This is a genomic window from Mycolicibacterium wolinskyi (assembly GCF_002101965.1).
In the GTDB taxonomy this organism is placed as follows: domain Bacteria; phylum Actinomycetota; class Actinomycetes; order Mycobacteriales; family Mycobacteriaceae; genus Mycobacterium; species Mycobacterium wolinskyi.
The window spans coordinates 419,860-445,517 of record NZ_LQQA01000029.1; the positions used below are offsets into that span (position 1 = coordinate 419,860).

Below are 25,658 nucleotides of genomic sequence, written 5' to 3' on the forward strand. Positions count from 1 at the left end.
CGGTGTGGCGCTCAGGCCAGGGTCAGGGCTGGGGTGAGGGCCGCGATAACGGCGTCGGTCATGTCGTCGGTGTCGGATGATCCACCGATGTCACGGGTGAGAACTCCGCTACCGGTGGCGCTTTCGATGGCTGCCTCGACCCGGCGGGCTTCGTCGTGCAAGCCGAAATGGTCGAGCATCAACGCAGCGCTGGCGATGGCACCGATGGGGTTGCTCACGCCCTGTCCGGCGATGTCGGGCGCTGAGCCGTGGACGGGTTCGAACATGCTCGGGAAGCGTCGCTCCGGGTTGAGATTGGCGCTGGCGGCCACGCCAAGGCTACCGGCGAGTGCCGAACCGAGGTCGGAGAGAATGTCGGCGTTGAGGTTGGAGGCCACGACTACCGAAAGATCCTCCGGGTGCAGGATGAACTTGGCGCTCATGGCGTCGACGAGCACGCTCTCGGTGTCGACGTCAGGATAATCCCGCGCGACCCGTTGGAATACCTCGTCCCACAACACCATTCCGTACTGCTGTGCGTTGGATTTGGTCACGCTGGATACCTTCTTGACCCGGCGGGTGAGGGCCAGATCGAACGCGAACCGCATGATGCGCTCGCAGCCCTTCTCGGTGAACAGCGCGGTCTGCAGCGCTACTTCGTTCCCGGCGCCGCGACCCGATAGGTTGCGCCCGCCGAGACCCGCATACTCTCCTTCGCTGTTCTCACGTACCACGACCCAGTCCAGATCGTGGTGGTCGGCTTTGCGGAGCGGCGATACGACGCCTGGCAGGAACTTCACCGGACGGATGTTGGCCCACTGGTCGAAGTTCTGGGTGATATTGAGGCGCAGGCCCCACAGGCTGATGTGGTCGGGCACGTTCTGCCACCCGACAGCACCGAAGTAGATGGCGTCGAATCCCTTGAGGATGTCGAGACCGTCGTCGGCCATCATCTTCCCGGTCTGCTCGTAGTACTCGCATCCCCACGGGAACTTTGTCCAATCGAAGATGAACTCACCACCAGACTGCTCGGCAATGGTGTCCAATACACGGCGGCCGGCGGCCACCACTTCCTTGCCGACACCATCGGCCGGGATCGCGGCGATCTTGAATGTTTGTGTCATGGAACTCCCTTTCTTCGGGTGTTGTCTGAGTCACATGTCGTACGTCCCATTAGCAGGCCGATCCGGTATCCAGGTCCAGGACAAACTTGCGATCAGCCATATAGGCTGGGCCTATCGAAGCAGTTCAAGGCGGTGGTCGATGGACGTACGACAGCTGAAGTACTTCCTTGCGGTGGTCGATTGCGGTGGTTTCGGCAAGGCGGCCGACCAGCTCTTGATCGCGCAGCCCTCGTTGTCGCAGGCGATCGCTGGATTCGAGCGCGAGCTAGGGGCACCGCTGTTTCACCGAGTGGGTCGTGGCGTCGTCCTCAGTGATGCGGGGAGAGCGCTGGTCGGCCCTGCGCGTGTCGTACTGAGGGATGTCGAGGAGGCCGAGGCTGCGATGCGTGAGCTCAAGGGCTTACGTGGTGGTCGCCTGGATCTGATCACGATGCCTTCGCCGGGCATGGAACCATTTACCACAATCCTGACTGCGTTTGCGCGGGAACATCCCGACGTCACTGTCAACGCCGAAGCCGGATTCACACCCGAAGAGGTGTTGTCGGCGGTGCGGAGTGGTGCCTGTGAAATCGGCATCCTAGGTGCGCCGGCACCTGTTCGCGCTCCCGATCTCGATGTGGTCGCCTTGGAAAGTCAAGCGCTGGTGCTGATTTCCGGCCCCGACGATGACGTGGTTACCGGCTCCACCGTGCGGCGCGACGAGCTCAGCGGCTGCCGGTTGATCGTTTCGCAACGCGGTTCACTGATGCGCGCTTTGGTGGACGATGTACTCGCGGAGGGAATCGATATCACGATTGCAGCCGAGATCGCGCACCGCACTTCGATTCTGCCGATGGTGCTCAACGGGCTTGGGCGTGCCGTCATGCCGTCCTCCTGGACGCAGACGGCGCGTCGCTCCGGTGCCCGGGTGCAGCGGATTGTGCCCGAGTCATACCTGCACGTCGGTGCGGTGAGCCGTCGCACGCATCTCACTGCGCCTGCGGTGGCGTTCATGGCCGAAGCGCGCCGCTATCGACATGGTAAGCAGATCTGAGCTTATGGCCAGTGCATTAGCATTGCTAATGTGCAGATCGACGGCCAACAGCTCGCCGCGTTCGCCGCGGTGATCGAGCTCGGGAGCTTTGATGCCGCAGCGCAGCGGTTGCATGTCACCCCGTCGGCCGTGAGCCAGCGGATCAAAGCGTTGGAACAGCGGGTCGGCCAGGTGCTCGTGGTGCGCGAGAAGCCGTGCACGGCAACGCCGGCCGGGATTCCGTTGTTGCGTCTGGCGGCTCAGACGGCATTGTTGGAGTCGGAGACGCTGACGGAGATGAGCGGTGGTTCGGCGCATCGCACGCGGATTGCGTTGGCTGTCAACGCCGATTCGATGGCGACGTGGTTCACCGGAGTGTTCGGGCAGCTGCCGGAGGTGCTTTTCGACATCCGGATCGAGGACCAGGACTTCTCGGCGCGGCTGCTGCGCGAAGGCGTGGTGATGGGTGCGGTGACGACCGAACGGACCGCGGTGACGGGCTGTCGTGTGTATCCGCTGGGGGCGATGCGCTATGTGCCCGTAGCCAGTGTCGAGTACGTGGAACGCCACTTCCCAGACGGCTTCACCAGGGACGCCGCCGCCAGGGCTCCGTCGCTGGCGTGGAATCGCGATGACACACTGCAGGATCAATTGGTTCGCAAGGCGTTTCGTAGGGACATCGCCCGACCGACACATTTCATCCCGACCGCAGAGGGATTCGGAGCCGCGGTGAAGACCGGGCTGGGATGGGGTATGTACCCGGAAGAGCTCATCGATGAGTCCTTCGTGCCGGTCACCCCACATCACCTAGATGTCCCGTTGTTTTGGCAATGCTGGAAGCTCGACAGCCCGACGGTCACCGCCATCACCGACGCGGTCCGGTCAGCCGCACGGAATCTGCGGCTGACCGGTAGGCCACGACGCTAGACCCGAGCACCCGTGAGCCTGCGCAGCTGTGCCGACGCGACGGACAGTACTGCGAGATCGGGCTCATCGGTCTCGAGGAACTCCTGCAGGGTGCGCCGGGCCCGGTCGAGCCGTGGCCGGTTGTACGCCTCGAATTCCTCGATGGTCTCGGTGATGTCGGCTGGTTCCGTGGCGCGCCTGCTGACGTCGAGCGTGAGATCACGTAGCGAACGGTAGAGATCCTCGCGCAGTGCGAGTCTGGCCAGCGCGTGCCAGCGACCGCCTCGAGGAAGCGAGGAGACCGCCAGCAGCAGGCTGTCGACACCGAGATGGTCCGACAGTTCGAAGTAGATTCCCGCCAGGTGAAGGGGATCCACACCGTCGGTGTCGGCGATCTCGATGATGTCGAGAAGGCTGAACGCGTAGAGCGATTCGCTGATGTGCTTGGCGATCGTGGCGGGTACGCCACGTTCGGTCAGTTCTTCGCGAGCTTGTGTGACCGCCGCCAGTTCGTTGCCGCGCAACATCGAGCCGAGGCGGCCCCGTAGGGTCGCCACTGCCCGGCCGAACCGCTCGATCTCCAGACCGACGTCGAGCGGCTGCGGGCGGTTGAGCAGGAACCAGCGGGACGCTCGGTCGAGGAGCCGCCGCCCTTCGATGATCAGGGTGTTGGTCAGCGCGGGGGATAGTTCCGCGGCGTGAATGTCCGACCACAGGGTGTCCAGGTCGAAGACGTCGGACACGATCGCGTGCGCGCGCACGATATCGCTTGTGGTCGCGGCGGTTTCATCGGCGAGACGGAACGCGTAGGTCAGCCCTGAGGTCGCGAGCACGCGGTTGACGATTGCGGTGGTGATGATTTCGCGCCGTAGCGGATGGTCGGGTAGGGGCTCGCCGAGGCGATGCCGCAGCGTTGCGGGGAAGTATCGCGTCAGGGTCGCCACAAAGTAGGGATCGTCGAACGTGTCGCTGCCGAGAAGATCGGCTTTGAGGTCGAGCTTGACGTGGGCCATCAACGTCGCGAGTTGCGGCGCGGTGAGTCCTTGCCCGCCTTTGACCAGTTCGGCGAATCCGGCCTTGCTGGGCAGGTTTTCCCGTTCCCGGTGCAGGCCTCGGCGTTTCTGAAGGTCGGCTGTCATTCGCGCATGTACGTCCACCATCTGCGGTGCGTTGAACCGTGCGTCACTGAGCAGCCGGTTGTGGTCCTGATTGTTGGTGAGGACGAGTCGGGCGACCTCATCGGTCATTTCGCCGAGCAATCGGTTTCGTGAGTTGTTGGCGATCACGCCGGACCGGGTCGCCGAGTCGAGCAGGATCTTGATGTTGACTTCATGGTCGGAGCAATCGACACCGGCTGCGTTGTCGATCGCGTCGGTGTTGATCAGACCGCCACGGCGCGCGAACTCGATACGTCCGCGCTGCGAGACGCCGAGGTTGCCACCTTCGACGATCACCCGGGCGCGGACATCGCCGGCATCGACGCGAACCGGGTCGTTGACCTTGTCGGCCACCTCGGCATGTTGTTCGCCGCCGGCCTTGATGTATGTCCCGATGCCACCGTTGAACAGCAGATCCACCGGAGCGCACAGGATGTGGGCGATCAGCTCGTTGGGCGTCAAGGCCAAATCGGATCCGGCGATGCCCAGGGCGTCGCGCATCTGCGGCGTGATTCGGATGGTCTTCGCGGTGCGCGGCCACACACCGCCGCCTTCACTGATCATCGCGCGGTCGTAGCTGTCCCATGAAGACCGGGCGAGGCCGAACAGCCTGCGTCGTTCGGCGAAGGCACGTTCGATGTCGGGGCGTGGGTCGATGAAGATGTGGCGGTGATCGAACGCGGCGATGAGCGTCAGGCCGCGCCGTAGCAGCATTCCGTTGCCGAAGACGTCGCCGCTCATATCACCGATGCCGACCGCGGTGAAAGTGTCGGTGCGCGAATCGATGCCGAGTTCGGCGAGATGGCTGTCGCCGCTCACCCAGGCGCCGCGCGCGGTGATGGCCATGGCCTTGTGGTCGTAGCCGGCCGATCCACCCGAGGCGAACGCATCGCCGAGCCAGTAACCGCGCTTGAGGGCCACCGCGTTGGCGGAGTCGGAGAACGTCGCGGTGCCTTTGTCGGCGGCCACCACCAGATAGGGATCGGGTCCGTCATGGCTCACCACACCGCCGAACCTCGGCCGCCCATCGGTTTCGGTGGTGTTGTCGACGACGTCGAGCAGCGCGGCGATGAACTGTTGATAGCAGCGGAGTCCCGGTGTGCGCATCGCGTCGCCGTCGAGCGATGCGGGGGCCTTCACGACGAACACGCCCTTGGCGCCGGCCGGCACGATCATCGCGTTCTTGACGGCCTGAGCCTTGACCAGGCCGAGGACCTCAGTGCGGTAGTCGTCGTGACGGTCCGACCAGCGCAGACCACCACGTGCCACGAGGCCGAAACGCATGTGCACGCCCTCGAATTCGGGCGAGTACACGAAGATTTCGGACAACGGGCGGGGCTGCGGCAGCTCGTCGATATCGCGGGCCCGCATCTTGTGCACCAGATATGGCGTGGTGACGCTCAACGCGTCCGGAGCGAATGCGTTGGTCCGCACGGTTGCGTCGACGAGGCAGCGGTAGGCCCGCAGTATCCGGTCGGCATCGATGTGCAATACCTGGTCGATCTCCGTAGCGACAACTTGCTCGGCCGCGGCGACACGGGCGACCCGGTGCGGGCTGTCGGCGGGCTGTTCGGTCCGGGCGAACCGCGCTTCGAACAGCGCCATGAGCGCCCGTGTCGCCACTGGATTGTCCAGCAATACGCGCTGAATCCGGCTCTGTCCGTACGGCAATGGCAACTGACGCAGATAACGGCTGTAGCTGCGCAGGACACACACCTGGCGCCAGTCGAGAGCGGCGCGCAAGATCAACGCATTGAATCCGTCCGACTCCGCGCGTCCGGCCCAAATCGCTTGGAACGTCTCGCAGATACGCGTCTCGGTCGCAGCGTCGTGTCGAGCCAGTTCATCGGCGGCGTCGCTTCCCGCCTGCAGAACGAGGTGATACACGTGGCACACCCGCCCATCGGCACGCGTCCACGAACCGGCCTGCTCCTGGAGCACTTCCAGGTCCATACTCTGTAGAGCCGGCAACATCCGGCGCAGCGGGACCGGCTCCAACGCCGCAAGGGCGAACCGCAGGCGGCCGTCGTCATGGGCTTGCTCGAGACCGACTGCGATCGCGTCCCCGACCAGCGCGTCGAGCTGCTCGGCGTCGATGAGTCGTTCGGGGACGGACGGTGGCAGGTCGTCGGGACTCGTCAGGGAACGGTGAGTGACGGCTTTGGCGCTCGACACGTTCACGGAGTGTGCTCCTCGTTGTTGGAGTGATCGTCGGGGTCGGTGGACGGCGATGGACTAAGCCTCGATTCGAAAGCAGCCACCCGCGGTGTGCAATGCGTAAACGAGTTGAGCGGAATGCTTACAGTTTGTAGGCCCGGTTCAGTTCCGCTTTCCGCGTGCGCACGCTGCCGACGGCCTGTCGACGCCACGCCCGGGCCGACGAAATTGCGCGCAGGCGCGTGCATTTCTGCACTTCGGAGTGCAGCACTGTTCGTTGACTTACCTCTCTTCGCAGGTTGGGATGTAATTCACATCGCAAGGACGCGCAGCCACCTGACCGGCATTGCCACAGTGCACCTGCGGTCTTGATTCGGATCGATCTCCTCCCGCGTGCGCTGACATCGGCGTGTGCACGGGAGGCGGGAAAGGACTCACGCGTTGAGCCTCAGCAGTTACTTCCACGGCCCGGCGACCAGCCTGGATGATCAGATCGAGAGCTACGCCACCACGCGGGTGCCCGACAGCCAGCGCTGGCGCCGGCCTGCCATTCTGCTTGTGTTGACCGGCAATGTGACGGCGATGTTCTGGTTCGCGTTGGGCGGCCAGATGGGCTTTCTGGTGGGGTGGCCCGCTCTGCTCATCCCGATCGCGTACATGGTCATCGGTGCGACGGTCGTCGGTGCACTGGTGATGCGGATCGCCAGCCAGGAGGGCCTGTCGCTGCCGCTGTTGTCGCGGGGCTTGGGTTTCGGTGCACGCGGGTCTGCGATCGCGTCGTTCGTCTACGCGGTGAACTACGTCTTCTACTTCATCTTCGAGGGCAGCATCGTCTCGCACGGCCTGAGCGAGATCGCGGGTATCTCAATCGATTCGGCCGGCGCGAGCGTCGTGTTCGCGATCGTCGCCCTCATCGCGTTGTACTACTCGTGGCGCGGTATGCACTCGATGAACATCCTGCAGCGCTTCGGTATGCCGATCTTCCTGATCCTGTTCGTGATCGGCATGGTCATGCTGGCTAACGGCTATGTGCTCGTCGGGCCGGGGGAGTGGGCCGTTCAGGACGGCGTGACCGCCACGGCGATGTGGCAGGCGCTGAGCCTGGCCAACGGGCAGGTGGTGTTCCAGGCGCTCATCGCCACCGACTACGGACGGTTCGTGAAGAGGTCGGTCTCGTACGCCGGTACAGCCGGGGTGATGCTCGTCGAGCTGCTGATGATCGCCGTCGTGATGGTGCTCGGTGTGTTCCTCGGTTTCACCATGATCTCGCATTTCGACGGCTCTCGCGGTGAGCGGGAGCTGGCCGCCACGGACCCCGGGCTCATCTTCGCGGTCGTAATGGGCGTTCTCGGAGTCATATTCGCGATCCTGACGCAAGTCCGGATCAACGTGATGAACCTGTACTCGGGCTCGCTGGCCCTGTCGAACGCGTGGGATGTGCTGTCTCCCAGAAAGATCGGGAGGCAGTGGTGGATGGTGCTGCTCGTGGTCCTTGGCGTCGTGCTGTATCCGATCAACGTGCTGCAGTACACCGACAAGTTCCTTGCGGTGACCGGCATCATGACCAACACCTGGATCTTCATCCTGCTCAGTGACTATTTCGTGTGCCGCAAACTGTTCAAGCTGGCCCCCAGCAGCCAGATCGAATACCGCGAGGGTCGGGTCAAGGACTGGAACCTGTGCGGTATGGCGGCGTTGGCGGCCGGCCTGGCCGTGGGGGCACTCGGTGTCGCAGGCGCGTATCCGATGCACTTCGCTTCGTTCGCGGCCATGCTGGTGGGGCCGATCGTCTACATCCCCCTGGCGCTCCTCACCAAGGGATCGCAGTATGGTTCACCGACGCAGGTTGCCGACGACGACGTGCCTGATGGCCGCAAGACCGAAGTGGCCGAAGCGGTCGAGTGAACCGAAGTAGTTACGGTACAGAAAGATTGACGAGATGACTGAAACACCCGCTGACGCATTGTATTACCGCGAGATCTGCGAACTGGTTGATCTGCTGGACCGCGGAGAAGTCACCGCACGGCAACTGACCCAGTCGACCCTGGATCGGATCGCCGAGGTCGATCAGCGGCTGGGCGCGTATGCGTTCGTCGCACCGGATGAAGCCATGGCCAAGGCCGCAGAATCGGACGAGCGCCGCGCGGCCGGCGCCGCGCGGGGCCCGCTCGACGGTATTCCCCTGGCCATCAAGGACATCTACGACAAGCAGGGATGGCGCACCGAAGCCGGTATGGCCGTGCGCTCCGGCCAGGTCGCGAGCAGCACGGCAACGGTCGTCGAACGCCTCGACCAGGCCGGTGCGGTGATCGTCGGCAAGGTGCACACCACCGAAGGTGTGTACACCGAACACACGCCGCCGTTCCGGGCCCCGTTGAATCCGTGGGATCCCAACCGCTGGGTCGGAGTGTCGTCCAGCGGCAGCGGCGTCGCACCGGTGGCCGGATTGTGTTACGGCGCACTGGGCTCCGACACCGGCGGATCGATCCGCATGCCGTCGGCGTCCAACGGGGCGACGGGCTTGAAGCCCACGTGGGGACGGGTCAGCCGCGCCGGTGTCGTCGAACTCGCCGCGACGCTGGATCACGTCGGCCCGATCTGCCGCTCCGCTCGCGACGCCGGGCTCATCCTCGGTGCGATCGCCGGCGCGGATCCCCGAGACCCGACGGCGTCGTTGCGGCCGGTTCCCGAGTTCAGCACCACCACACCGGCATCGCTGAGTGGTGTGCGGATCGGCATCGACCCGGAGTGGAGCTATCGCGACGTCAGCATCGACGTCGAGAAGGCGCATCAGGAAGCCGAGCAGGTGTTGCGTGACCTCGGCGCCGAACTCACCCCTGTCACGTTGCCGGATCCCACCGAGGCCATCACCGACTGGTTCGGGGTGTGTGCCGTACAGACCGCTCGCGCACATCGTGGCCTGTATCCCGAGCGCAAGGACAGCTACGGGCCGGCGCTGAGCGAGCTCATCGATCGCGGAATCGCCATGTCCGGCATCGAGTACGACGAACTGCTGCAACGGCGATTGATCTTCAAAGGCCAGATGGAGGCCGCCCTCTCGAGCGTGGACACCGTCCTCATCCCGGCGATGTCGTTCATCGCGCCGCCGGTGGAGAAGATGATCCGGATGGACGAGGAGACGACCGCCGGAGTACACCGGTTCACCGTGCCGTTCACGTTGTCGCAGTTGCCGACCATCACGTTCCCGGGCGGCTTCACCACAACCGAAGCGGGTCATCCGTTCCCCGTCGGCCTGCAGATGGTCGGCAGCGCATTCGACGAGCGCCGACTTGTCGATGTGGTCGGCGCGTTCCAGGCCGCCACCCCGTGGAACAAACAGCATCCCAACCTGTGAGTGCCTCACTCACGCAGGTGCGGTGAGGTACGGGTTCGTCGCCACAGTCGATCGCAGGAACTGTGCGACGGCCCGCACCCGCCCGACCTGCTGCAGCTCGCGCGGGATGACCAGCCAGTAGGTGCGACGCACCGAGAACGTCTCGGGCAGAACGATCTTCAGCGACGTGTCCGGCTCGCCGATGTACTGCGGCAGCGGAGCGATGCCCAACCCGCTGCGGGCCGCCGTCCAATGGCCGGTGATGTTGTTGGTCTGAACCGCTACCCGCTGCTTGTGCGGTAACGAGTCCAGTATCCGCAGCGGCGCCACGTCGAGCAGCGCATCGATGTACCAGATCAACGTGTGATCGGTCAGATCCGCCAGCTGGGATATCGGCGGAGCGGACGCGAGGTACTCCGGTGCCGCATACAGGCACAGGTCATAGCCGGCGAGCCGGTGCACCTGCACGGCACGAGGCAGCGGCTCCTCAAGCGTCACCGCGATGTCGAACTGGCGGGCCGACAGCGAACCGTGCTCCGTCGCGGTGACGAGTTCGACGTCGAGATGGGGGTGGGCGCGCCGCAGTTCGACAAGTCGCGGAGCGACGACGAATGCCCCGAACCCGTCGGGCGCCACCATGCGGACCGTCCCGGTCAGTGGCCCGGCCGCCGTGGTGCGTGCGTCGTACGCGGCGATCACGGCCGACTCGACCGACTCAGCACGCGGCAGCAGATCCGCCCCGGCCTCCGTCAGGTGCCAGCCGCCCGGTGAGCGGTCGAACAGCCTTACCCCGAACGCCTTCTCCAGCGCGGTGATTCGCCGCCCGACCGTCGTGTGATCGACCGCGAGGTTGCGGGCGGCCTCGTTGAGGCGTCCGGTGCGTGCGACTTCGAGGAAAAACCGGAGGTTGTCCGCGCTTTGCATGAGGTAGAACCTACACGTGCAATTTTGCACCGCAATGTGCAGCTTTGGCGGTTGACCAATGCATCGATGCCCATTGAGCATGGACGTATGACGGAGACCACGCACGCAGGCGAGACGCAACCGATCCCACATTGCTTGAACAACAAGCTCTTTCCGGCCCCCATCAACCTCGGCTTCCCCGAAAACAAGTGAGGGCTGGCTACATGGTCACCGACATCGCACTCCCGCGCTTCGCCAAGATCGGTGCGGGTGCAATCGACGAACTCGGATCGGTTGTCGCTCAGCTCGGCATCCTGCGGCCGATGCTGGTCACCGACAAGTACTTGTCGGAAACCGGTCAGGCCGAACGCCTTGTGAAGACACTGCACGCCGCGGGAGTGGAGGCCACCGTATTCTCCGAGACCGTGCCGGACCCGACGGTGGCTTCGCTGGCCGGCGGTCTGGACCTCGTCAAGGCCCACAACGCCGACGGCATCATCGGATTCGGTGGAGGCAGCCCGATGGACACCGCCAAGGCGCTCGCGGTGTTGTCGGCCAACGGCGGAAGCATCGCGTCCTACAAGGCGCCGAGCAGCTATACCGGACCGGCACTTCCGATCGTCGCCGTCCCGACGACGGCCGGAAGCGGTTCGGAGGCAACACAGTTCACGGTGATCACCGATGGCGAAACCGACGAGAAGATGCTGTGTCCCGGTTTGTCGTTCCTGCCGATCGCGATCGTCGTCGACTTCGAGCTGACCGTCTCGATGCCGGCTCGCCTGACCGCCGATACCGGGGTCGATGCGCTGACCCACGCCATCGAGGCGTACGTCAGCCGGCGTGCCAGTCCGTTCAGCGACGCACTTGCGCTCGCGGCCATGCGCTCGATATCGCAACACCTGCGCCGCGCCTACGCCGACGGCGCCGACCGGCAGGCACGCGAGGCGATGATGCTCGCGTCCACGCAGGCGGGGATGGCGTTCTCCAACTCCAGCGTCGCGCTCGTGCACGGCATGAGCCGGCCCATCGGCGGACATTTCCATGTCGCGCATGGGCTTTCCAACGCCATGCTGTTGCCTGCGATCACGAAGTTCTCGATCGAGTCCGCGGTGGACCGTTATGCCGATTGTGCGAAGGCGATGGGTCTCGTCGGGGAGTCCGCCGCGAGCGCCTATGCGGCAGGCGCTTTGGTGGCCGAGCTTGAGCAGCTGTGCAGGGACGTCGAGGTGCCGACTCCGCAGTCCTACGGTGTGGACAAGGACGACTGGGAGGCCCGGCTGGAACTCATGGCCGAGCAGGCGTTGGCGTCGGGGTCACCGGGCAACAACCCGCGGGTTCCCACGAAGGACGAGATCGTGGAGCTGTACCGCGAGATCTACTGAATCAAGCTGCAAGGCTGCCCTCGTCGGGAACTACCAGACGAGGGCAGCCAGATGCTGACGCGCGTAGGCGCGGACCGCGTCGTCGTCGGTCACATCGAGCACCGGTGTCGGAACTTGGGCGAGTGAGCTGGCGAGCCGGATGTGCAGTTCCGCTACGGCGAGCAGGTCGGCATCGGGCATGGTCGCACCGGCCGCCCGCAACGCCTTGGCCATGGCAGCAGACGCGCTACTCAGAAGGGTCTGCACCTCGTGGTACGCGCCGGCGACTGCGGTGAAGTCACTGTCGAGCCGGAGGAAGCGGCGCATCACGGGTTCGGTGGTGAGCAACCGCAACCCTTCGCAGAACGCCGCCACCGCAGCCTCATTGGGGCCCGAATCTATTGCGACGGTACGCAACCGGTTCATCGCGGCGTCGAACGTGCGCCGCCCGAGCTCGGTGATCAACGTGTCACGGGTGGGAAAACGCCGGTACAGAGTCCTGCGGCTGACGCCGGCCTGCTTTGCGATCACGTCGAGACTCGCACGGCCGAGGCCGACGAGCGCAACCTCTTCGGCAGCCGCCTTGAGAATGGCGTCTTCCTGCTCGGACTGGCTGGCGTTGCTTCGTGGCATTCGTACCAGTGTGTCAGTTGGCGGCCGGGCAGCCCAGTGGAGCGAACGAATCGAGCGCGACCGAGCGGTGCAGCCGGACCAGCTTCTCGTACTGCAGGCGGTTGTATGCCAACGGCACGAGAAGCAACCGGTCGGGTAACACCCGCCAGGCGATCTGCACCATTCGCGTGTACAACGCGAATTCGAGGTTGTGGCGATCCTGCCAGCGGAAGCCGGTCAACTCTCGAACTCCGGGATGCATGATCCCGAACGAACACACTTTGATCACCCGGCCGGCTCCCGGTCGGACCGCTAACCACAACGGGGTGAGAGCGAGCCGCACCGGCCCGGGGATCAACAGCGTCGGGAGCGGCAACCGCGTCAGCCCGGTCGTCACCCGATCGAGGAATTGGTTGGCCTGCAACTGGTTCTGCACCATGTCGTCGTAATAGCGAGTCGCTTCGGCATAACTCGCAGGCAGTTTCGCGGACGCCCCGGGCAACTCCAGGGCCCGAAACGCCTTGATGAGCTGACGGTACGCCGCCTCGCGTTCGGCGGGCGTCATGGCGATGCCGGTCGCGGGGGTGAACGAATGCAGGATCATGAAGATCCCACTGACCGCTATCCAATTCCACAGCCCCGGATTGAGTGCGCTGTACCGGGTTTCGGCGAAATCACCTTTGCCGGTCCCGCGCACATCGCGATGGAGCACTTTGAGTCGCTCGCCTTCGGCCGCGCGGTCCTCGGCATCGCCCCAGATCGCCAACAGCGTTGAAAACCCGCCACGTAGACCGCGGTCGAGGAAGTTCTTCTCGAAGCGCCCACTCCGATCGACGGCGGCAGCCACCGGCACCAGCGCCACCTCGTCGAACGCGGACGCGGCGAATGCTCCCGACAGGATGCTGCCCGAATGTCGGCGGAAATCCCTCAGCACATGTGGCCGTACCCGATCGTTCTCGTCAGTCTCGACTGGGCCGGATTCCGCGACGGTGCTCATGGGAGCCTCCTTACGATGCGTGGCACAAAGACTATCAATGTGTGCCAATGTGTCAATGGGCTCTGTGTCGGACTTGGTATCTTCGCGAGCATGGCGCGCAGTCATCGTTACGAGGTGCAGGTGACCTGGACGGGCAACACCGGCTCGGGAACCAGTGGGTACCGAGATTTCGCGCGGGATCACGAGATCGCGGGGGTCGACGTGGCTGGCAAGCCCTCGATTCCCGGAACGTCCGACCCGGCCTTTCGTGGCACTGCCGAGCGGTGGAATCCAGAGGAACTTCTGGTCGCCAGCCTGTCGCAATGCCACATGCTGTGGTACCTGGCGCTGTGTGCGCAAGCCGGCATCGTCGTGACCGCGTACAGTGATCGCCCGGTCGGGGCGATGGACGAATCCTCAGACGGCAGCGGTAATTTCACCGAGGTGACGTTGCACCCGGACGTGACGATCGCGAACCCGGACCGGCTGGCGGATGCCACAGACCTGCATGAGCAAGCTCATCGGATGTGCTTCATCGCCAACTCGGTGAACTTCCCGGTGCACACCGATCCGACGATGCGAACTTCCTCTGGCGCCTGAAGTTTTGACTATTCGCCACTGCACTTCAGCGAGGCGGGCTGTGCCGGCGGTCGTGCGCGTGTAGATTCGTGGGTAGCCGCGCACCTCGACTGGGTCAACCATGGTGTTCCTGCTGTGGCTTTCAACGTTGAACGGCCAGCCTGCGAATCTCTTGTCGCGTGCTCTCAACTACACGTGCGGATCAGATCCGCACTTCTCAAGGAAACGCTTTATGGATTCGTACAACTTGTTTTCACATTCGGAAGAGCCGGCGCGCATCGCGAATGCCGACACCTCGGTGGAGCCGGTCGCGGTGCCGATTTTCTCAGATCGCCCTAAGTCCCAGCCTCGCTCCGATGCATCTCGATCATCGTGAACGGCCTGACCGGGACACGACGTGTGGCCAGCCCCGTCCGGCTCACGCTCGCCAAGCAGGTGGGCGCCGATATCGACGGTGCTTGGTGGCCTCATACCGATTCGGTGGCGAATGAACTGCCCGAATTGGTGGGCGTGCTCCATCGGCGATTGGGCGAGATCGTCGATATCCGTATCAACTGGTCTGCCGCCGAGGGGCAGTTGGATCTGAACACGATCGTCACCGGCAACAAGTGGACGGTCGGGGCTAAAGTGCGGCGGCCCCGCTTGATGGCGGTTGCCGGCCGGGACGCGTGTGTGAAGCTCCTTGTCGTTCCCTGCAAGACATCGCAGCTACTCGGGGGCTTGGTGATGCGCTGTGCCGCAGCGATGCCGGTGGACGACTCGGCGCGGCAGACGCCGTTCTTCGAAACCGCCGATTGCGTGCTGCGTGTCGCTCAGGCGGAGTCCGCTCGATGGCTGGGCCGTATGCAGAACCCGGCGGGAACACTCGCCTGAAAACGACGAATGGGCTGGTGCAGCGGGTACGCGCACCAGCCCATCATGATGTCTAGTCGATCAGATTGCAGTGACTCCGACTGCCTGGGGGCCCTTGGCTCCCTGCGTGACCTCGAACTCGACTCGCTGATTCTCCTCGAGTGACCGGAAACCGTTTCCGCTGATCTCGGAGTAATGAACGAAGACATCCGGGGCGCCGCCGTCAGGGGCGATGAAGCCGAAGCCCTTTTCGCCGTTGAACCATTTCACAGTTCCCTGTGTCATATTTTGCTTCTCTCATTGTTCAAACTGGACGTACCAAAAACGCCCAAAAACATTATAGCAGACTACCCCCGCTGACCATAAAAAGGCTTGCGGCAGTGGAGTTTTCGGGTATGCGGCCCGGTTGGTCGATTAACTGGTCGGTACCACGCCTCGTGGCAGGATCAAGGGGAGATCGTTGTAGGTGACGATGCCCGGTGCCGCTGCCACCACCGCGGGGATGGCGTTGAGCGGAGGGGTTGCCGTCATGATATGGCCGAGCACCATGAACTCCTCCAGGGTGGTGGCCTCGAAGTCGGGCGGGGGAAGGAAGCCGACCTTCATCGTGACGGTCGGGCGGCCGGCGACCTCGATGACCCAGCCGTCCTGTTCGATCTTCCAATCAGGTTCCAGCGCTTGGCCTTTGCGCCATCGGACATTGATCTCCACCCGGGTCTGACCGTCGACGATACCTTTCCAGCTGGCATACACGCCGGCCACGCAGCCAGCCGGTATCGTCCACGAACCGAGATCGAGATCCGCTGTGGTCTGGGCATATTCGGTATCGCACCGCACCTCGTCGAGCTCGATGCCGAGCGCGTCGGCGACCATGCGTACGGCTTCGCCGAACACTCCGGTGCCGTGGGCGGTCATGGCCTGAAGGTCTGGATGGTCGATGGGTTGGCCGAAGCCGACCGGCTTTTCGGTCGCGGGGGAGTCGTAGAAGGTGGTGTCGGCCGCTTCGTTCACGGTGATCTTGTCCACGCGGTCGCAGATGCCCGCCGCGACCACCGACAGCTGGTTGACGTAGCCGGGGCTGATGCCCGAGCCGAACATCGTCGATCCGCCCCGGGCGCACGCGTCGGCGATCTTGTCGCGGCCGTTGCCCTGGTTGTGGCCGGTGATGAAGGACGCGGTCGCGACCACGTTGACGCCGGCTTCGAGAATGCGGACGAGTTCGTCGACATCGATCCACATGGGGTTGTAAACCACGACGTCCGGCTTGAGTGCGAGGAGGGCGTCGACATCGTTGGTCGCCGTGACTCCCAGCGGCTCGATGCCGCACAGCTCGCCGACATCTTTGCCCGCTTTGTCGGGTGACCAGGCGTAACAGCCGACGAGTTCCAATGTCGGGTTCTTGGCAATTGCCGCGACCGAGCTCTTGCCGACATTTCCGGTGGTCCACTGAACGACCCGGTACGGAGCAGTGTTTGGCACCTGAACGACTCCCTTCGTCGGCACCCTTTCGTGCCGCACACGGATTTTTCCACGGGCGTGAGAAAACTAACACGCGATGTCAAGAGTCAGCTCACGTCACACCGCGCGTGCGGCTACTGTTGCTGCAGTGACGGCCGAGAGCGTGGACAGCACCGGCGGCGTCGACGATGGTTCACCCCGCCGGCGCCGGGGACGCCCACGCCGGATCGACCGCGATCAGATCCTGGCGGCGGCGCGGAGTATCGCCCCCGAGCATCTGACGATGCAGGCAGTCGCCGACGTGCTCGGAGTGGATCGCACGGCACTGCACTACTACGTCGGCGACCGCGACGGCCTGCTCGAACTGGTCGTCGCCGATCTGTTCGACACCGAACTGCGCTCGATCGAGTTGCCTGACGACGCGGCCTGGCAGGACGTGCTGCGCGCGTACGGCAATGCCATCCGCCAGGGCGTCCTCAAGTACGGGGCGACCGGCATGAACTTCCGGATCAGCGGCATCGGCGGTGCCGCGAGCCTCGGCCTGGCGGAACGGGTGTTGGGAGCGCTGACGGCGGCCGGTTTCGACGTCGAGCAGTCCGGGCGCATCCTCACGCTGGTGTCCGGTATCGCCATGTCGGCTGCCCACGACCTTCTGGGCGCAGCGGATTCACGCCTGCATCACCAGACCCCTGAAGTGGCGCGGGCACTGGAAGACTTTGCGGCAGGCGAGTTTCCACTATTGAGCGCGGTCGTCGCCGGCCGCAGTGTGCCCCGTGCTGACGATTTCGAGTTCAATCTCGCCGTAGTGATCGCGGGTCTCGAACAGCGCCTCGCGGCAAACCGCTGATTCGCGCCTGCCTCCGCACGATCCGGGCCCATGCTTCAAGATGGCGGCATGGATCTCATGCCGAAAGCAGACCTGTCCGATGCGGATGTTGCCGAAGCGCTGGGACGTGCCGTTGGTGTGATCGACCTGATCCTCGACGTGTTGTCGGAGACGGATCCGCTCGGACTGCGCCGGCGTACCCACGATCGGGATTCCGCCGATTCGCTGGTGGACAGGCCGTTGAACTTGCTGGCCGGGCTGCTCGACTGTGCCGACGTTCCCGGAACCAAATCGTGGGCACGAAAGGACCGAGCCGGCCGCATTCGCTGGTGGGTGCGTCGCGTGGGCGCGCTCGACACCGTCGTCGTGGCCTTCCCCGGAGTCTTCGGCGTGCTGGCCGACCGCTTGCCGTTGCAGGATCTGTTCGGCTTCACCAACCAGGCGATCGTGTTGTGCGCGGTCGCCCGTGAGTACGGCATCACCGATCATCAGACGCAGGTGCGGCTGTTGGCGGCGGTATTGTGCGGCCGCGAGCTCACCGATGAGCCCGGCGCCGTGCCGCCGCCCGAACCGGATGCCGATGGGTCGCAGATGTCTCTGGTCAAGAAGCTGTGGCAACTCGTCGGCATCATGAACGCGATCGGTGACGAACTCGGGAAACGGCCGCATCCGCGCCGACTGTTCCGCTACTTCGGCATGCTGCCCTGGATCGGCGCGGTCGCCGACTACTTCGGCGAGTACGGTGCGCTGGTGCGGGCCGCCGACGCCGCTCAGATCTGGATCACGAACAACACCCGCTAGGCGTGGGTTTCGTGCTGCTTCTTCTTGCCGAAGGGCAGCACATGCATGATCGCCACGACGACGGCGCCCACGACCAATCCGATGACTGCCGACGCCGCGGTGTTGGTCAGCCACGCCAGCACCGCGCCGACGCCGGGCACCGCGTGGTGGACCCACTCCTCGGCGTGGTGAACGATGCCGTAGAGCGTGTGCCACCCGAGGGTGTCGGTACCGACCAACAGGATGTGGCCGCCGACCCACAGCATCGCGATGGTGCCGATGATGGAGAGCGCCGACAGCAGCTTGGGCATCCCGGCGACGAGTCCGCGGCCGATCTTCTGCCCGAACCGGGATTTGCGCTGGGTCAGGCTGAGTCCGATGTCGTCCATCTTCACGATTCCCGCGACGACGCCGTAGACCGCGGCCGTGATGACGAGCGCGACCACCACGAGAATGACGAGGCGCGGCAGGAACGGCTGGTCGGCGACTTCGTTGAGCGCGATCACCATGATCTCGGCCGACAGGATGAAGTCGGTGCGGATGGCGCCCGTCACCATGAACTTCTCCGCGTCAGGTCCTTCGGTGGCAGCGGGCGCGGCGTGGGCGTCGTGGCCGGTGATCCAGCCCCATACCTTCTCGGCGCCCTCGTAGCAGAGGTAGGTCGCACCGAGCATCAGGATGGGTGTCAGGAGCATCGGCGCAAACTGGCTGAGCAGCAACGCCGCGGGCAGGATGAACACGATCTTGTTGCGCAGCGATCCGATCGCGATCCGCTTGATGATCGGCAGTTCGCGGTCGGCGGTGATCCCGTGCACGTACTGTGGCGTCACCGCGGTGTCGTCGATCACGACACCGGCGGCCTTGGCCGTCGCGCGGCCCGCTGCGGCGCCGATGTCGTCGACCGAGGCGGCCGCGAGCCGCGCCAGCGCCGCGACGTCGTCGAGAAGACCGAACAGACCAGCGCTCACCGGTGTTGTCCCTCTTCGCGCAGCGGTGTCGTCCTCATGTCTGTGAAGGCTACCGGCCTTCACATGCCGATGAGCGACTCAATCCAGCCCCGCGCGAAATACAAGACAAATCCCGCGGCGACCACCCACAGCAGCGGGCTGACCTCACGGGCCTTGCCCGCCGCCGACCGCAGCACGGCCCACGCTACGAACCCGACACCGATGCCGTTGGCGATGGAGTAGCTGAAGGCCATGGTCGCCACGGTGAGCACCACCGGCAGCGCGACCGAGAACTCGGAGATGTCGATGTGGCGGAGGTGGCTCACCATCATCGCGCCGACGATCACGAGTGCCGCCGCAGCCACCTCGGTCGGCACGATCGAGGCCAGCGGTGCGACGAACATCGCGGCCAGGAACAGCACGCCGGTGATGAGGTTGGCGAACCCGGTCCGGGCGCCCTCCTCGATGCCGGCGCCCGATTCGATGAATACCGTGTTCGACGACGCCGAGGAGGCGCCGCCGACGACGGCGCCGGTGCCCTCGACGATCAGCGCTGACCGCAGCCGTGGGAACGTGCCCTGCGGGTCGGCCAGCCCGGCCTCGCGCGACAGTCCCGTCATCGTGCCCATCGCATCGAAGAAGTTCGCGAACACCAGGGTGAACACCAGCATGATCGCGGCAAGCGCACCGATGCGGCCGAAGCTGCCCATGCTGAACTCGCCGACCAGTGACAGGTCGGGCAACGCGAACGGCGAGCCGGACAGTGACGGCACCGAGAGCCCCCAGCCGCCGGGTTTGTCGACGGCCGAACCGAGATGCCAGATCGCCTCGATGATGACCGCGACGACAGTGCCGGCGACGAGTCCGATGAGGATTCCGCCGCGTACCCGGCGCGCGACCAGGATGCCGGTCACCAGAAGGGTGAACACGAACACGACCGTGGGCACCGTGTTGATCGAGCCGACGCCGCCGGTACCGAGGCCCACCGGGGGTGACGGCAGGCCGGTGGAGCCGACGAAGCCGGCGTCGACGAGGCCGATGAAAAGGATGAACAGACCGATACCGGCGGTGATCGCCAGCTTGAGCTGCATCGGCACGGCGTCGAAGACCAGTCGCCGCAGGCCCGTCACCGCGAGCAGCACGATGATCAACCCGTTGATGACGACCAACCCCATCGCCTCGGGCCACGTGACCGACCCGACCACGGTGGTCGCCAGAAACGAGTTGATGCCGAGACCGGCGGCAAACGCGAACGGTAACCGCGCGAAGATGCCGAACAGGATAGTCATTACGCCCGCGGCCAGCGAGGTGGTCGCCGACACCTGGGCGAACTCCAGCCGGGTGCCGTCGACATCCGGTGCGCTGGACAAGATGACCGGATTCAGCACGATGATGTAAGCCATCGCGATGAACGTGACAAGACCACCGCGGATCTCGGCAGCGAACGTCGACCCACGCGCCGAGATTTCGAAGAAGCGATCGAGGCGATTCATAGTTGATGACCCTAAGGTGGCGCCCCGCTTCTCACCTGCCTAACAGAATGTGTCGGACGTGACGCCGATGGAGCACTACGGAGCGCTTGACCTGAAGTCCACTTGAGGTGTGATGCTGGCGGTTGTGCGGGAAACCTTCCGAAGTATGGAGGTTAACCCCGTGGGGCGGGCTCGGCGAGCGGATTAGGTTTTCGATCAAGGGCCCTCCAATACGGATTTACTACCAGTGGCAGGGAGCGGGGTCATGCCAACCATCGTTGAGGCGACCGAGATTGTGGACGACGATCGACACGATCGATTCGTCCGCGACGCACTGCCGCTGCTGGACCAGTTGTACGGTGCGGCGCGTCGATACACCAGGAACCAGATCGACGCAGAAGACCTTGTCCAGGAGACGATGGTCAAGGCGTACGCCAGCTTTCACACGTACCGCGACGGCACCAACATTCGTGCCTGGCTGTTCCGGATCCTGACCAACACGTGGATCAATGCGTATCGCACCGCGCAGCGGCGACCGGACGAGGTTTTCGCCGAGGCCATTACGGATGCTCAACTTGCGGCGGTGGCGCGACGGTCGTCGGTGGAACTGGCGTCGGCGGAGCTCGCCGCACTCGAAGTGATGGGCGACGACGAGGTGCGACGTGCGGTGCAACTGTTGCCTGACTTTCAGCGAATCGTGGTGTACTACGCCGATATTGCCGGGTTCCAGTACAAGGAGATCGCGCAGATCCTCGGCGTTCCGGTGGGAACCGTGATGTCGCGGCTGCACCGAGGGCGCCGAAACCTGCGTGAGTCGCTTGCCGGGACGGCGGTGGCCCGAGGCTATGTCGGCCCACCCGAAACCGGCAGCAGCGCGGCGTAATCCGTAGTCGACGCCGGTTCAGCAGGTAGCGGAATGCCTCGCCATGCCTCGCTCGTAGGCCACATCGGCCAGTAGTTCGCGCAACCGGCGACGGCCACGGTTGAGCCGCGACATCACGGTTCCGACGGGAGTTCCCATCAGCGAAGCGATTTCGCGGTACTGGTAACCCTCGACGTCGGCGTAGTACACCACCATCCGGTTCGCCGCGGGTATCGCCGCGAGGGCGTCGGCGATCTCGTCGTCGCGAAGAGCCTCCAATGCCTCGACCTCCGCCGAACGCAGACCTGCGGCGGTGTGGCCGGCCTCGGCGGAGAGTTGGCCATCGGTGAAGTCTTCGCACAGTTGCTCATTCGGGCCGCGCTGACGAGCGCGATATCTCGATACCCAGGTGTTGTACATGATGCGGAACAGCCAGGCGCGCACGTTCGACCCTTGCCGGAATGTGTGAAATCCGCTGTAGGCCTTGAGTAGCGTCTCCTGCACGAGGTCTTCGGCGTCGTACTTGTTGGGCGTGAGCCGGCGTGCTCCGCGTTCGATCTGATCGATGCAGGGAAGTATCGCCTCTACGAAATCGGTCGCCCCGCTCGGATCGGCCGTTCGTGGCTCGCACTCCGTATGCATGGCGCGACCTCCGACTTTGTATAGAAAACCTATGCATGAGTGTAGTTCATCTATGTAGCCAGAATCCACTCCGCCGCGGTGTGAGTCCGGCAACTCCGATCGTCTGAACTGCTGCGGAATGCTCCGCGTACAGCGATTTTGCAGGGAGTTCACAGGAAATAGACCCAGGCTGCAGGCTGTTGTCGGCGTGTGTAAAGTTCCTCAACGCTGTACATAGGTATACGAACTAATTCGCCGAGCTCGCGCCAATCGAACCTCAAGACGGCTGCTCGGACGTGTTCGGGTGGTCGGGAGGTGTCGGGTGAGCAGGAGTCTGCGGTCTCGCATAGTCAAGCGAGCGTGGATCCCGGTGGTCCTCATCGTCGTGCTGGCCATCTCGGGCCTCGTGGTCTCGCGGCTGCACAAGATGTTCGGATCCGAGGATCTGAACGCCAACGCGGGCGCCGGCATCGAGATCGTCCAGTTCAATCCGAAAGTCTTGGTGTACGACGTCTACGGCCCACCTGGTACGAGCGCTCAGATCAGTTACTTCGACCCCGACGCCAAAGTTCATCAGGTCACGGCGAGCCTTCCGTGGTCGATCACGCTGTCGACGACGCTGCCGACAGTCAGCGCGAACCTGATGGCGCGGAGCGACAGTGATCAGATCGGCTGTCGCGTCACGGTGAACGGCGTTGTCCGCGAGGAGAAATCAGCCGATGGTGTCAATGCCCAAACGTACTGCCTGGTGAAGTCGGCATGACGAAACCCGCTCATGCACAGCAGAACCGGCCGATCGTCGCACATGGTCTGCGCATCCTGGCCATTCCCGTCATCATCTTCTGGGTCGCGTTCGCCGTCGTGGTGAACGTGATCGCCCCGCAGCTCGAGATCGTCGGCGAGGAGCACTCCGCGCCGATGGCGCCCGAAGACGCGCCGTCGATGATCGCCATGCACCGCATGGGTGAGAACTTCCACGAGTTCGACTCCAACAGCACCGTCATGGTCGTCGTCGAGGGGCAGGACGCCCTCGGCCCCGATGCGCACAAGTACTACGACGAGATCATCCGCAAACTGCGTGAGGATCCCGAGCACATCCAGCACATCCAGGACTTCTGGGGCGACACGCTCACGGCGGCCGGCGCGCAGAGCGCGGACGGCAAGGCGTCCTACGTGATGCTGAATCTGGCTGGGCAGCAGGGTCAGACGTTGGCCAACGAAGGTGTGCAGAAGGTCCGCGAGGTCATCGAGGACACCCCGGCTCCGCCAGGCGTTCGGGCCTATGTCGCCGGACCGGCAGCCCTGACCGATGACATGCACGTCATCGGCAACGCCAGCCTCGGAAAGATCACGCTGTTCACCCTGGTGGCCATCGCGATCATGCTGCTGATCGTCTATCGGTCGATCATCACCACATTGATCCAGTTGGTGTTGACGGGTGTGGGGTTGCTCGCGTCGCGCGGTCTCATCTCGGTGTTGGCGACCCACGACGTGTTCGGCCTGACCACGTTCGCGGGCAACATCCTCACGATGCTGGCGATAGCTGCGGCCACCGACTACGGCATCTTCCTGTTCGGTCGTTACCGTGAGGCGCGCAGTGCGGGCGAGGACCGGGAAACCGCCTACTACACCACGTTCCGGTCGGTGGCACCGGTCATCATCGGGTCGGGCCTGACGATCGCGGGTGCCACCTACTGCCTGAGCTTCGCCCGGCTGCCGTACTTCAGCACGATGGGCGCACCGGTCGCGATCGGCATGCTCGTCGTCATCGCGTCCGCGGTCACCATGGGCCCGGCTGTTCTGTTCCTGGGCAGCAAGGTCGGCCTCTATGAAGCGAAACGCGCGGCCAAGGGCCGGTTCTGGTACAAGGTCGGTACCGCGGTCGTCCGCTGGCCGGCCCCGATCCTCGTCGCCAGCGCGTTCGTCGTGCTGATCGGCGTGGTGGCCGTTCCCGGTTACAAACCCGCGTACAACGATCGTTGGTATCTGCCGACGGATGCGCCGGTGAACGTCGGATTCGCCGCCGCGGACCGGCATTTCACGCAGGCCCGGATGAATCCGGACATCCTGATGGTCGAGTCCGAGCACGACATGCGCAACCCCGCCGACATGCTGGTGCTGGACCGCGTGGCCAAGAACATTTTGCACACCGAAGGTATCGCGATGGTGCAGAGCATCACCCGGCCGCTCGGTATTCCGATCCAGCACAGCTCGATTCCGTTCCAGACCAGCATCCAAGGCCAGACGAGCAATCTGAATCTGCCGTTCCAGCGGGAACAGCTGGCCAATCAGCTCAGGATGGTCGATGCGATGAACGTATCGATCGACATCCTGGAGCAGCAGTATCAGCTGTCGCTGCAACAGACACAGCTCACTCAGGACTCGGCGGCCAAGTCGCAAGAGCTCCTCGAGGTCACGAAGAAGATGCGGGACAACATCGCGAACTTCGATGACCAGTTCCGGCCCCTGCGCAATTACTTCTACTGGGAACCGCACTGTTTCGACATACCCATGTGTTCGGCCGCGAGGTCGGTTTTCGATGCCCTCGACGGTATCGACGAGCTCACCGACATCACTGGGTCGGTACAGGTCAACACTGATCAATTGGCCGATCTGGCACCGAAACTCACTGCGCTCCTTCCGCAGACCATCGCGTCGATGAAAACCAGCAGGGACCTGTCGCTGGCGTCGTACAACTCGCAGAAGGCCCTGCTCGACCAGATGCAGGCGATGAACGACACCGCGCTGGCGATGGGTCAGAGCTTCGACGACGCGAAGAACGACGACCTGTTCTACCTGCCGCCGGAGGCTTTTCAGAACCCGGACTTCGAACGCGGCCTGAAGATGTTCCTGTCGCCCGACGGCAAGTCCGCGCGGATGTTCATCACTCACCAGACCGATCCCGCGACGCCCGACGGCATCGCGCGGGTCAACGCCGAGCGCACCGCCGCGCAGGAGGGCCTGAAGATGTCCTCGCTGTCGGACGCGAAGATCTTCCTCGGCGGCGTCGCGGCGACGTACAAGGATATGAGCGACGGCGCTCGCTACGACCTGATGATCGCGGTGGTGTCAGCATTGACGCTGATCTTCATGATCATGCTGATCCTCACCCGCAGCGCCGTGGCGGCCCTCGTCATCGTCGGGACCGCGGCCAGTTCGATCGCGGCATCCTTCGGCATCTCGGTGCTGCTGTGGCAGGACCTGCTCGGTATCCACGTGCACTGGCTGGTCATGTTGATGTCGGTGACCATCCTGTTGGCGGTCGGGTCGGACTACAACCTGTTGCTGGTGTCCCGATTCAAGGAGGAGATCCACGCCGGGCTCAAGACGGGCATCATCCGGTCCATGGGCGGCACCGGCGGCGTGGTGACTTCGGCGGGTCTGGTGTTCGCGGCCACCATGGCCGCGATGCTCGGCAGTGACCTGGTCGTGTTGGCGCAGATGGGCTCGACGATCGCGATCGGTCTGCTTCTGGACACGCTGATCGTGCGCTCGCTCCTGATGCCGTCGATCGCGACCTTGCTCGGCCGGTGGTTCTGGTGGCCGCAGGTCGTCTATCCCCGCGGCGACAACCACTTCCGCAAGCCGCAGCGGCAGCAGCGCGACGACGACGAGGACACCGCGGCCATCCCGGTGCCGAGCTAGATCACACCGGCCTCACCAGCACCTGCCAGGAAAGCGGGATGGGTTGCAGATGCGATATCACCGGCGATAGCGCACTTCCGAGCGTTGGCACTGTG

22 protein-coding genes are annotated in these 25,658 nt (G+C 64.3%); 12 read left to right on the top strand and 10 right to left on the bottom strand.

Features of this window, described 5'->3' with window-relative positions:
• Window positions 1-11 precede the first annotated feature (11 nt).
• Window positions 12-1,103, bottom strand: a complete 1,092-nt coding sequence (locus AWC31_RS23215; protein WP_085146272.1) for a tartrate dehydrogenase — start codon at window positions 1,101-1,103, stop codon at window positions 12-14.
• A 139-nt stretch (window positions 1,104-1,242) separates the two neighbouring features.
• Between AWC31_RS23215 and AWC31_RS23220 the strand changes: the two genes are divergently transcribed.
• Both AWC31_RS23220 and AWC31_RS23225 read left to right on the top strand, forming a co-directional pair.
• Window positions 1,243-2,136: a LysR family transcriptional regulator gene (locus AWC31_RS23220; RefSeq protein WP_085146273.1), complete on the top strand. Its 894-nt coding sequence runs from the start codon at window positions 1,243-1,245 to the stop codon at window positions 2,134-2,136.
• A gap of 30 nt (window positions 2,137-2,166) precedes the next feature.
• Entirely contained in the window at window positions 2,167-3,042 is an 876-nt protein-coding gene (locus tag AWC31_RS23225) for a LysR family transcriptional regulator ArgP (RefSeq protein ID WP_085146274.1), read from the top strand.
• Here the strand turns inward: AWC31_RS23225 and AWC31_RS23230 are convergent.
• Window positions 3,039-6,302: an NAD-glutamate dehydrogenase domain-containing protein gene (locus tag AWC31_RS23230; RefSeq protein ID WP_275082635.1), complete on the bottom strand. Its 3,264-nt coding sequence runs from the start codon at window positions 6,300-6,302 to the stop codon at window positions 3,039-3,041. The two genes, AWC31_RS23225 and AWC31_RS23230, sit on opposite strands and share 4 nt — an antisense overlap.
• A gap of 474 nt (window positions 6,303-6,776) precedes the next feature.
• Between AWC31_RS23230 and AWC31_RS23235 the strand changes: the two genes are divergently transcribed.
• Window positions 6,777-8,240 carry a purine-cytosine permease family protein gene (locus AWC31_RS23235; RefSeq protein ID WP_085146275.1) on the top strand — a complete coding sequence of 488 codons (1,464 nt, stop codon included), beginning with the start codon at window positions 6,777-6,779 and terminating at the stop codon, window positions 8,238-8,240.
• Window positions 8,241-8,274: 34 nt separating this feature from the next.
• Window positions 8,275-9,690, top strand: coding sequence for an amidase (locus tag AWC31_RS23240; RefSeq protein ID WP_085146276.1), 1,416 nt, complete (start codon window positions 8,275-8,277; stop codon window positions 9,688-9,690).
• Between the two features lie 9 nt (window positions 9,691-9,699).
• Here the strand turns inward: AWC31_RS23240 and AWC31_RS23245 are convergent, their stop codons facing one another.
• Window positions 9,700-10,593 (bottom strand): LysR family transcriptional regulator, encoded by an 894-nt coding sequence (locus AWC31_RS23245; RefSeq protein WP_085146277.1) that lies wholly within the window; start codon window positions 10,591-10,593, stop codon window positions 9,700-9,702.
• Window positions 10,594-10,796: 203 nt separating this feature from the next.
• Between AWC31_RS23245 and AWC31_RS23250 the strand changes: the two genes are divergently transcribed.
• Window positions 10,797-11,954, top strand: a complete 1,158-nt coding sequence (locus AWC31_RS23250) for an iron-containing alcohol dehydrogenase (protein WP_085146382.1) — start codon at window positions 10,797-10,799, stop codon at window positions 11,952-11,954.
• 30 nt (window positions 11,955-11,984) lie between these two features.
• On the opposite strand, the gene AWC31_RS23255 is transcribed toward AWC31_RS23250, so the two are convergent.
• Together AWC31_RS23255 and AWC31_RS23260 are read right to left on the bottom strand one after the other, a co-directional pair.
• Window positions 11,985-12,566: a TetR/AcrR family transcriptional regulator gene (locus AWC31_RS23255; RefSeq protein ID WP_067858266.1), complete on the bottom strand. Its 582-nt coding sequence runs from the start codon at window positions 12,564-12,566 to the stop codon at window positions 11,985-11,987.
• A gap of 13 nt (window positions 12,567-12,579) precedes the next feature.
• Window positions 12,580-13,542, bottom strand: coding sequence for an oxygenase MpaB family protein (locus AWC31_RS23260; protein ID WP_085146278.1), 963 nt, complete (start codon window positions 13,540-13,542; stop codon window positions 12,580-12,582).
• Window positions 13,543-13,632: 90 nt separating this feature from the next.
• Here AWC31_RS23260 and AWC31_RS23265 point away from each other — a divergent pair, with 90 nt between their 5' ends.
• Window positions 13,633-14,121, top strand: coding sequence for an OsmC family protein (locus AWC31_RS23265; RefSeq protein ID WP_067858272.1), 489 nt, complete (start codon window positions 13,633-13,635; stop codon window positions 14,119-14,121).
• A gap of 351 nt (window positions 14,122-14,472) precedes the next feature.
• The gene (locus tag AWC31_RS23270) at window positions 14,473-14,973 is read left to right on the top strand and encodes a DUF5994 family protein (protein ID WP_085146279.1); all 501 of its coding nucleotides are present in this window, start codon (window positions 14,473-14,475) and stop codon (window positions 14,971-14,973) included.
• A 60-nt stretch (window positions 14,974-15,033) separates the two neighbouring features.
• Here the strand turns inward: AWC31_RS23270 and AWC31_RS23275 are convergent, their stop codons facing one another.
• Both AWC31_RS23275 and AWC31_RS23280 read right to left on the bottom strand, forming a co-directional pair.
• Window positions 15,034-15,237: a cold-shock protein gene (locus tag AWC31_RS23275; protein WP_067858278.1), complete on the bottom strand. Its 204-nt coding sequence runs from the start codon at window positions 15,235-15,237 to the stop codon at window positions 15,034-15,036.
• A 129-nt stretch (window positions 15,238-15,366) separates the two neighbouring features.
• Window positions 15,367-16,431 (bottom strand): NAD(P)H-dependent amine dehydrogenase family protein, encoded by a 1,065-nt coding sequence (locus tag AWC31_RS23280; RefSeq protein ID WP_085146280.1) that lies wholly within the window; start codon window positions 16,429-16,431, stop codon window positions 15,367-15,369.
• A gap of 127 nt (window positions 16,432-16,558) precedes the next feature.
• On the opposite strand from AWC31_RS23280, the gene AWC31_RS23285 reads away from it, so the two are divergent.
• A complete protein-coding gene (locus AWC31_RS23285; protein WP_234816964.1) occupies window positions 16,559-17,257 on the top strand; it encodes a TetR/AcrR family transcriptional regulator in 699 nt (232 codons plus the stop codon).
• Between the two features lie 30 nt (window positions 17,258-17,287).
• Window positions 17,288-18,037, top strand: coding sequence for a hypothetical protein (locus AWC31_RS23290; protein ID WP_308204508.1), 750 nt, complete (start codon window positions 17,288-17,290; stop codon window positions 18,035-18,037).
• Here AWC31_RS23290 and AWC31_RS23295 read toward each other — a convergent pair.
• Both AWC31_RS23295 and AWC31_RS23300 read right to left on the bottom strand, forming a co-directional pair.
• Window positions 18,034-18,984: a DUF808 domain-containing protein gene (locus tag AWC31_RS23295; RefSeq protein ID WP_085146282.1), complete on the bottom strand. Its 951-nt coding sequence runs from the start codon at window positions 18,982-18,984 to the stop codon at window positions 18,034-18,036. The genes AWC31_RS23290 and AWC31_RS23295 overlap by 4 nt on opposite strands.
• Window positions 18,985-19,043: 59 nt before the next feature.
• Complete coding sequence (locus AWC31_RS23300) at window positions 19,044-20,456, bottom strand: NCS2 family permease (protein ID WP_067858288.1); 1,413 nt, start codon at window positions 20,454-20,456, stop codon at window positions 19,044-19,046.
• Window positions 20,457-20,700: 244 nt separating this feature from the next.
• Here AWC31_RS23300 and AWC31_RS23305 point away from each other — a divergent pair, with 244 nt between their 5' ends.
• A complete protein-coding gene (locus tag AWC31_RS23305; protein WP_067858291.1) occupies window positions 20,701-21,318 on the top strand; it encodes a sigma-70 family RNA polymerase sigma factor in 618 nt (205 codons plus the stop codon).
• Between the two features lie 18 nt (window positions 21,319-21,336).
• Here the strand turns inward: AWC31_RS23305 and AWC31_RS23310 are convergent, their stop codons facing one another.
• Entirely contained in the window at window positions 21,337-21,939 is a 603-nt protein-coding gene (locus AWC31_RS23310) for a sigma-70 family RNA polymerase sigma factor (protein ID WP_067858294.1), read from the bottom strand.
• A gap of 301 nt (window positions 21,940-22,240) precedes the next feature.
• Between AWC31_RS23310 and AWC31_RS23315 the strand changes: the two genes are divergently transcribed.
• Both AWC31_RS23315 and AWC31_RS23320 read left to right on the top strand, forming a co-directional pair.
• Window positions 22,241-22,681, top strand: coding sequence for an MmpS family transport accessory protein (locus AWC31_RS23315; protein ID WP_234791038.1), 441 nt, complete (start codon window positions 22,241-22,243; stop codon window positions 22,679-22,681).
• A complete protein-coding gene (locus AWC31_RS23320) occupies window positions 22,678-25,563 on the top strand; it encodes an MMPL/RND family transporter (protein WP_085146283.1) in 2,886 nt (961 codons plus the stop codon). Before AWC31_RS23315 ends, AWC31_RS23320 begins: the two co-directional genes overlap by 4 nt.
• Window positions 25,564-25,658 lie beyond the last annotated feature (95 nt).

Coding starts and splice junctions, on each gene's coding strand:
- AWC31_RS23305 (WP_067858291.1), top strand. CDS start 20,701: ATGCCAACCATCGTTGAGGCGACCGAGATTGTGGACGACGATCGACAC.
- AWC31_RS23320 (WP_085146283.1), top strand. CDS start 22,678: ATGACGAAACCCGCTCATGCACAGCAGAACCGGCCGATCGTCGCACAT.
- AWC31_RS23310 (WP_067858294.1), bottom strand. CDS start 21,939: ATGCATACGGAGTGCGAGCCACGAACGGCCGATCCGAGCGGGGCGACC.
- AWC31_RS23245 (WP_085146277.1), bottom strand. CDS start 10,593: ATGCAAAGCGCGGACAACCTCCGGTTTTTCCTCGAAGTCGCACGCACC.
- AWC31_RS23255 (WP_067858266.1), bottom strand. CDS start 12,566: ATGCCACGAAGCAACGCCAGCCAGTCCGAGCAGGAAGACGCCATTCTC.
- AWC31_RS23220 (WP_085146273.1), top strand. CDS start 1,243: ATGGACGTACGACAGCTGAAGTACTTCCTTGCGGTGGTCGATTGCGGT.
- AWC31_RS23260 (WP_085146278.1), bottom strand. CDS start 13,542: ATGAGCACCGTCGCGGAATCCGGCCCAGTCGAGACTGACGAGAACGAT.
- AWC31_RS23290 (WP_308204508.1), top strand. CDS start 17,288: ATGCTTCAAGATGGCGGCATGGATCTCATGCCGAAAGCAGACCTGTCC.
- AWC31_RS23265 (WP_067858272.1), top strand. CDS start 13,633: ATGGCGCGCAGTCATCGTTACGAGGTGCAGGTGACCTGGACGGGCAAC.
- AWC31_RS23240 (WP_085146276.1), top strand. CDS start 8,275: ATGACTGAAACACCCGCTGACGCATTGTATTACCGCGAGATCTGCGAA.
- AWC31_RS23250 (WP_085146382.1), top strand. CDS start 10,797: ATGGTCACCGACATCGCACTCCCGCGCTTCGCCAAGATCGGTGCGGGT.
- AWC31_RS23215 (WP_085146272.1), bottom strand. CDS start 1,103: ATGACACAAACATTCAAGATCGCCGCGATCCCGGCCGATGGTGTCGGC.
- AWC31_RS23300 (WP_067858288.1), bottom strand. CDS start 20,456: ATGAATCGCCTCGATCGCTTCTTCGAAATCTCGGCGCGTGGGTCGACG.
- AWC31_RS23275 (WP_067858278.1), bottom strand. CDS start 15,237: ATGACACAGGGAACTGTGAAATGGTTCAACGGCGAAAAGGGCTTCGGC.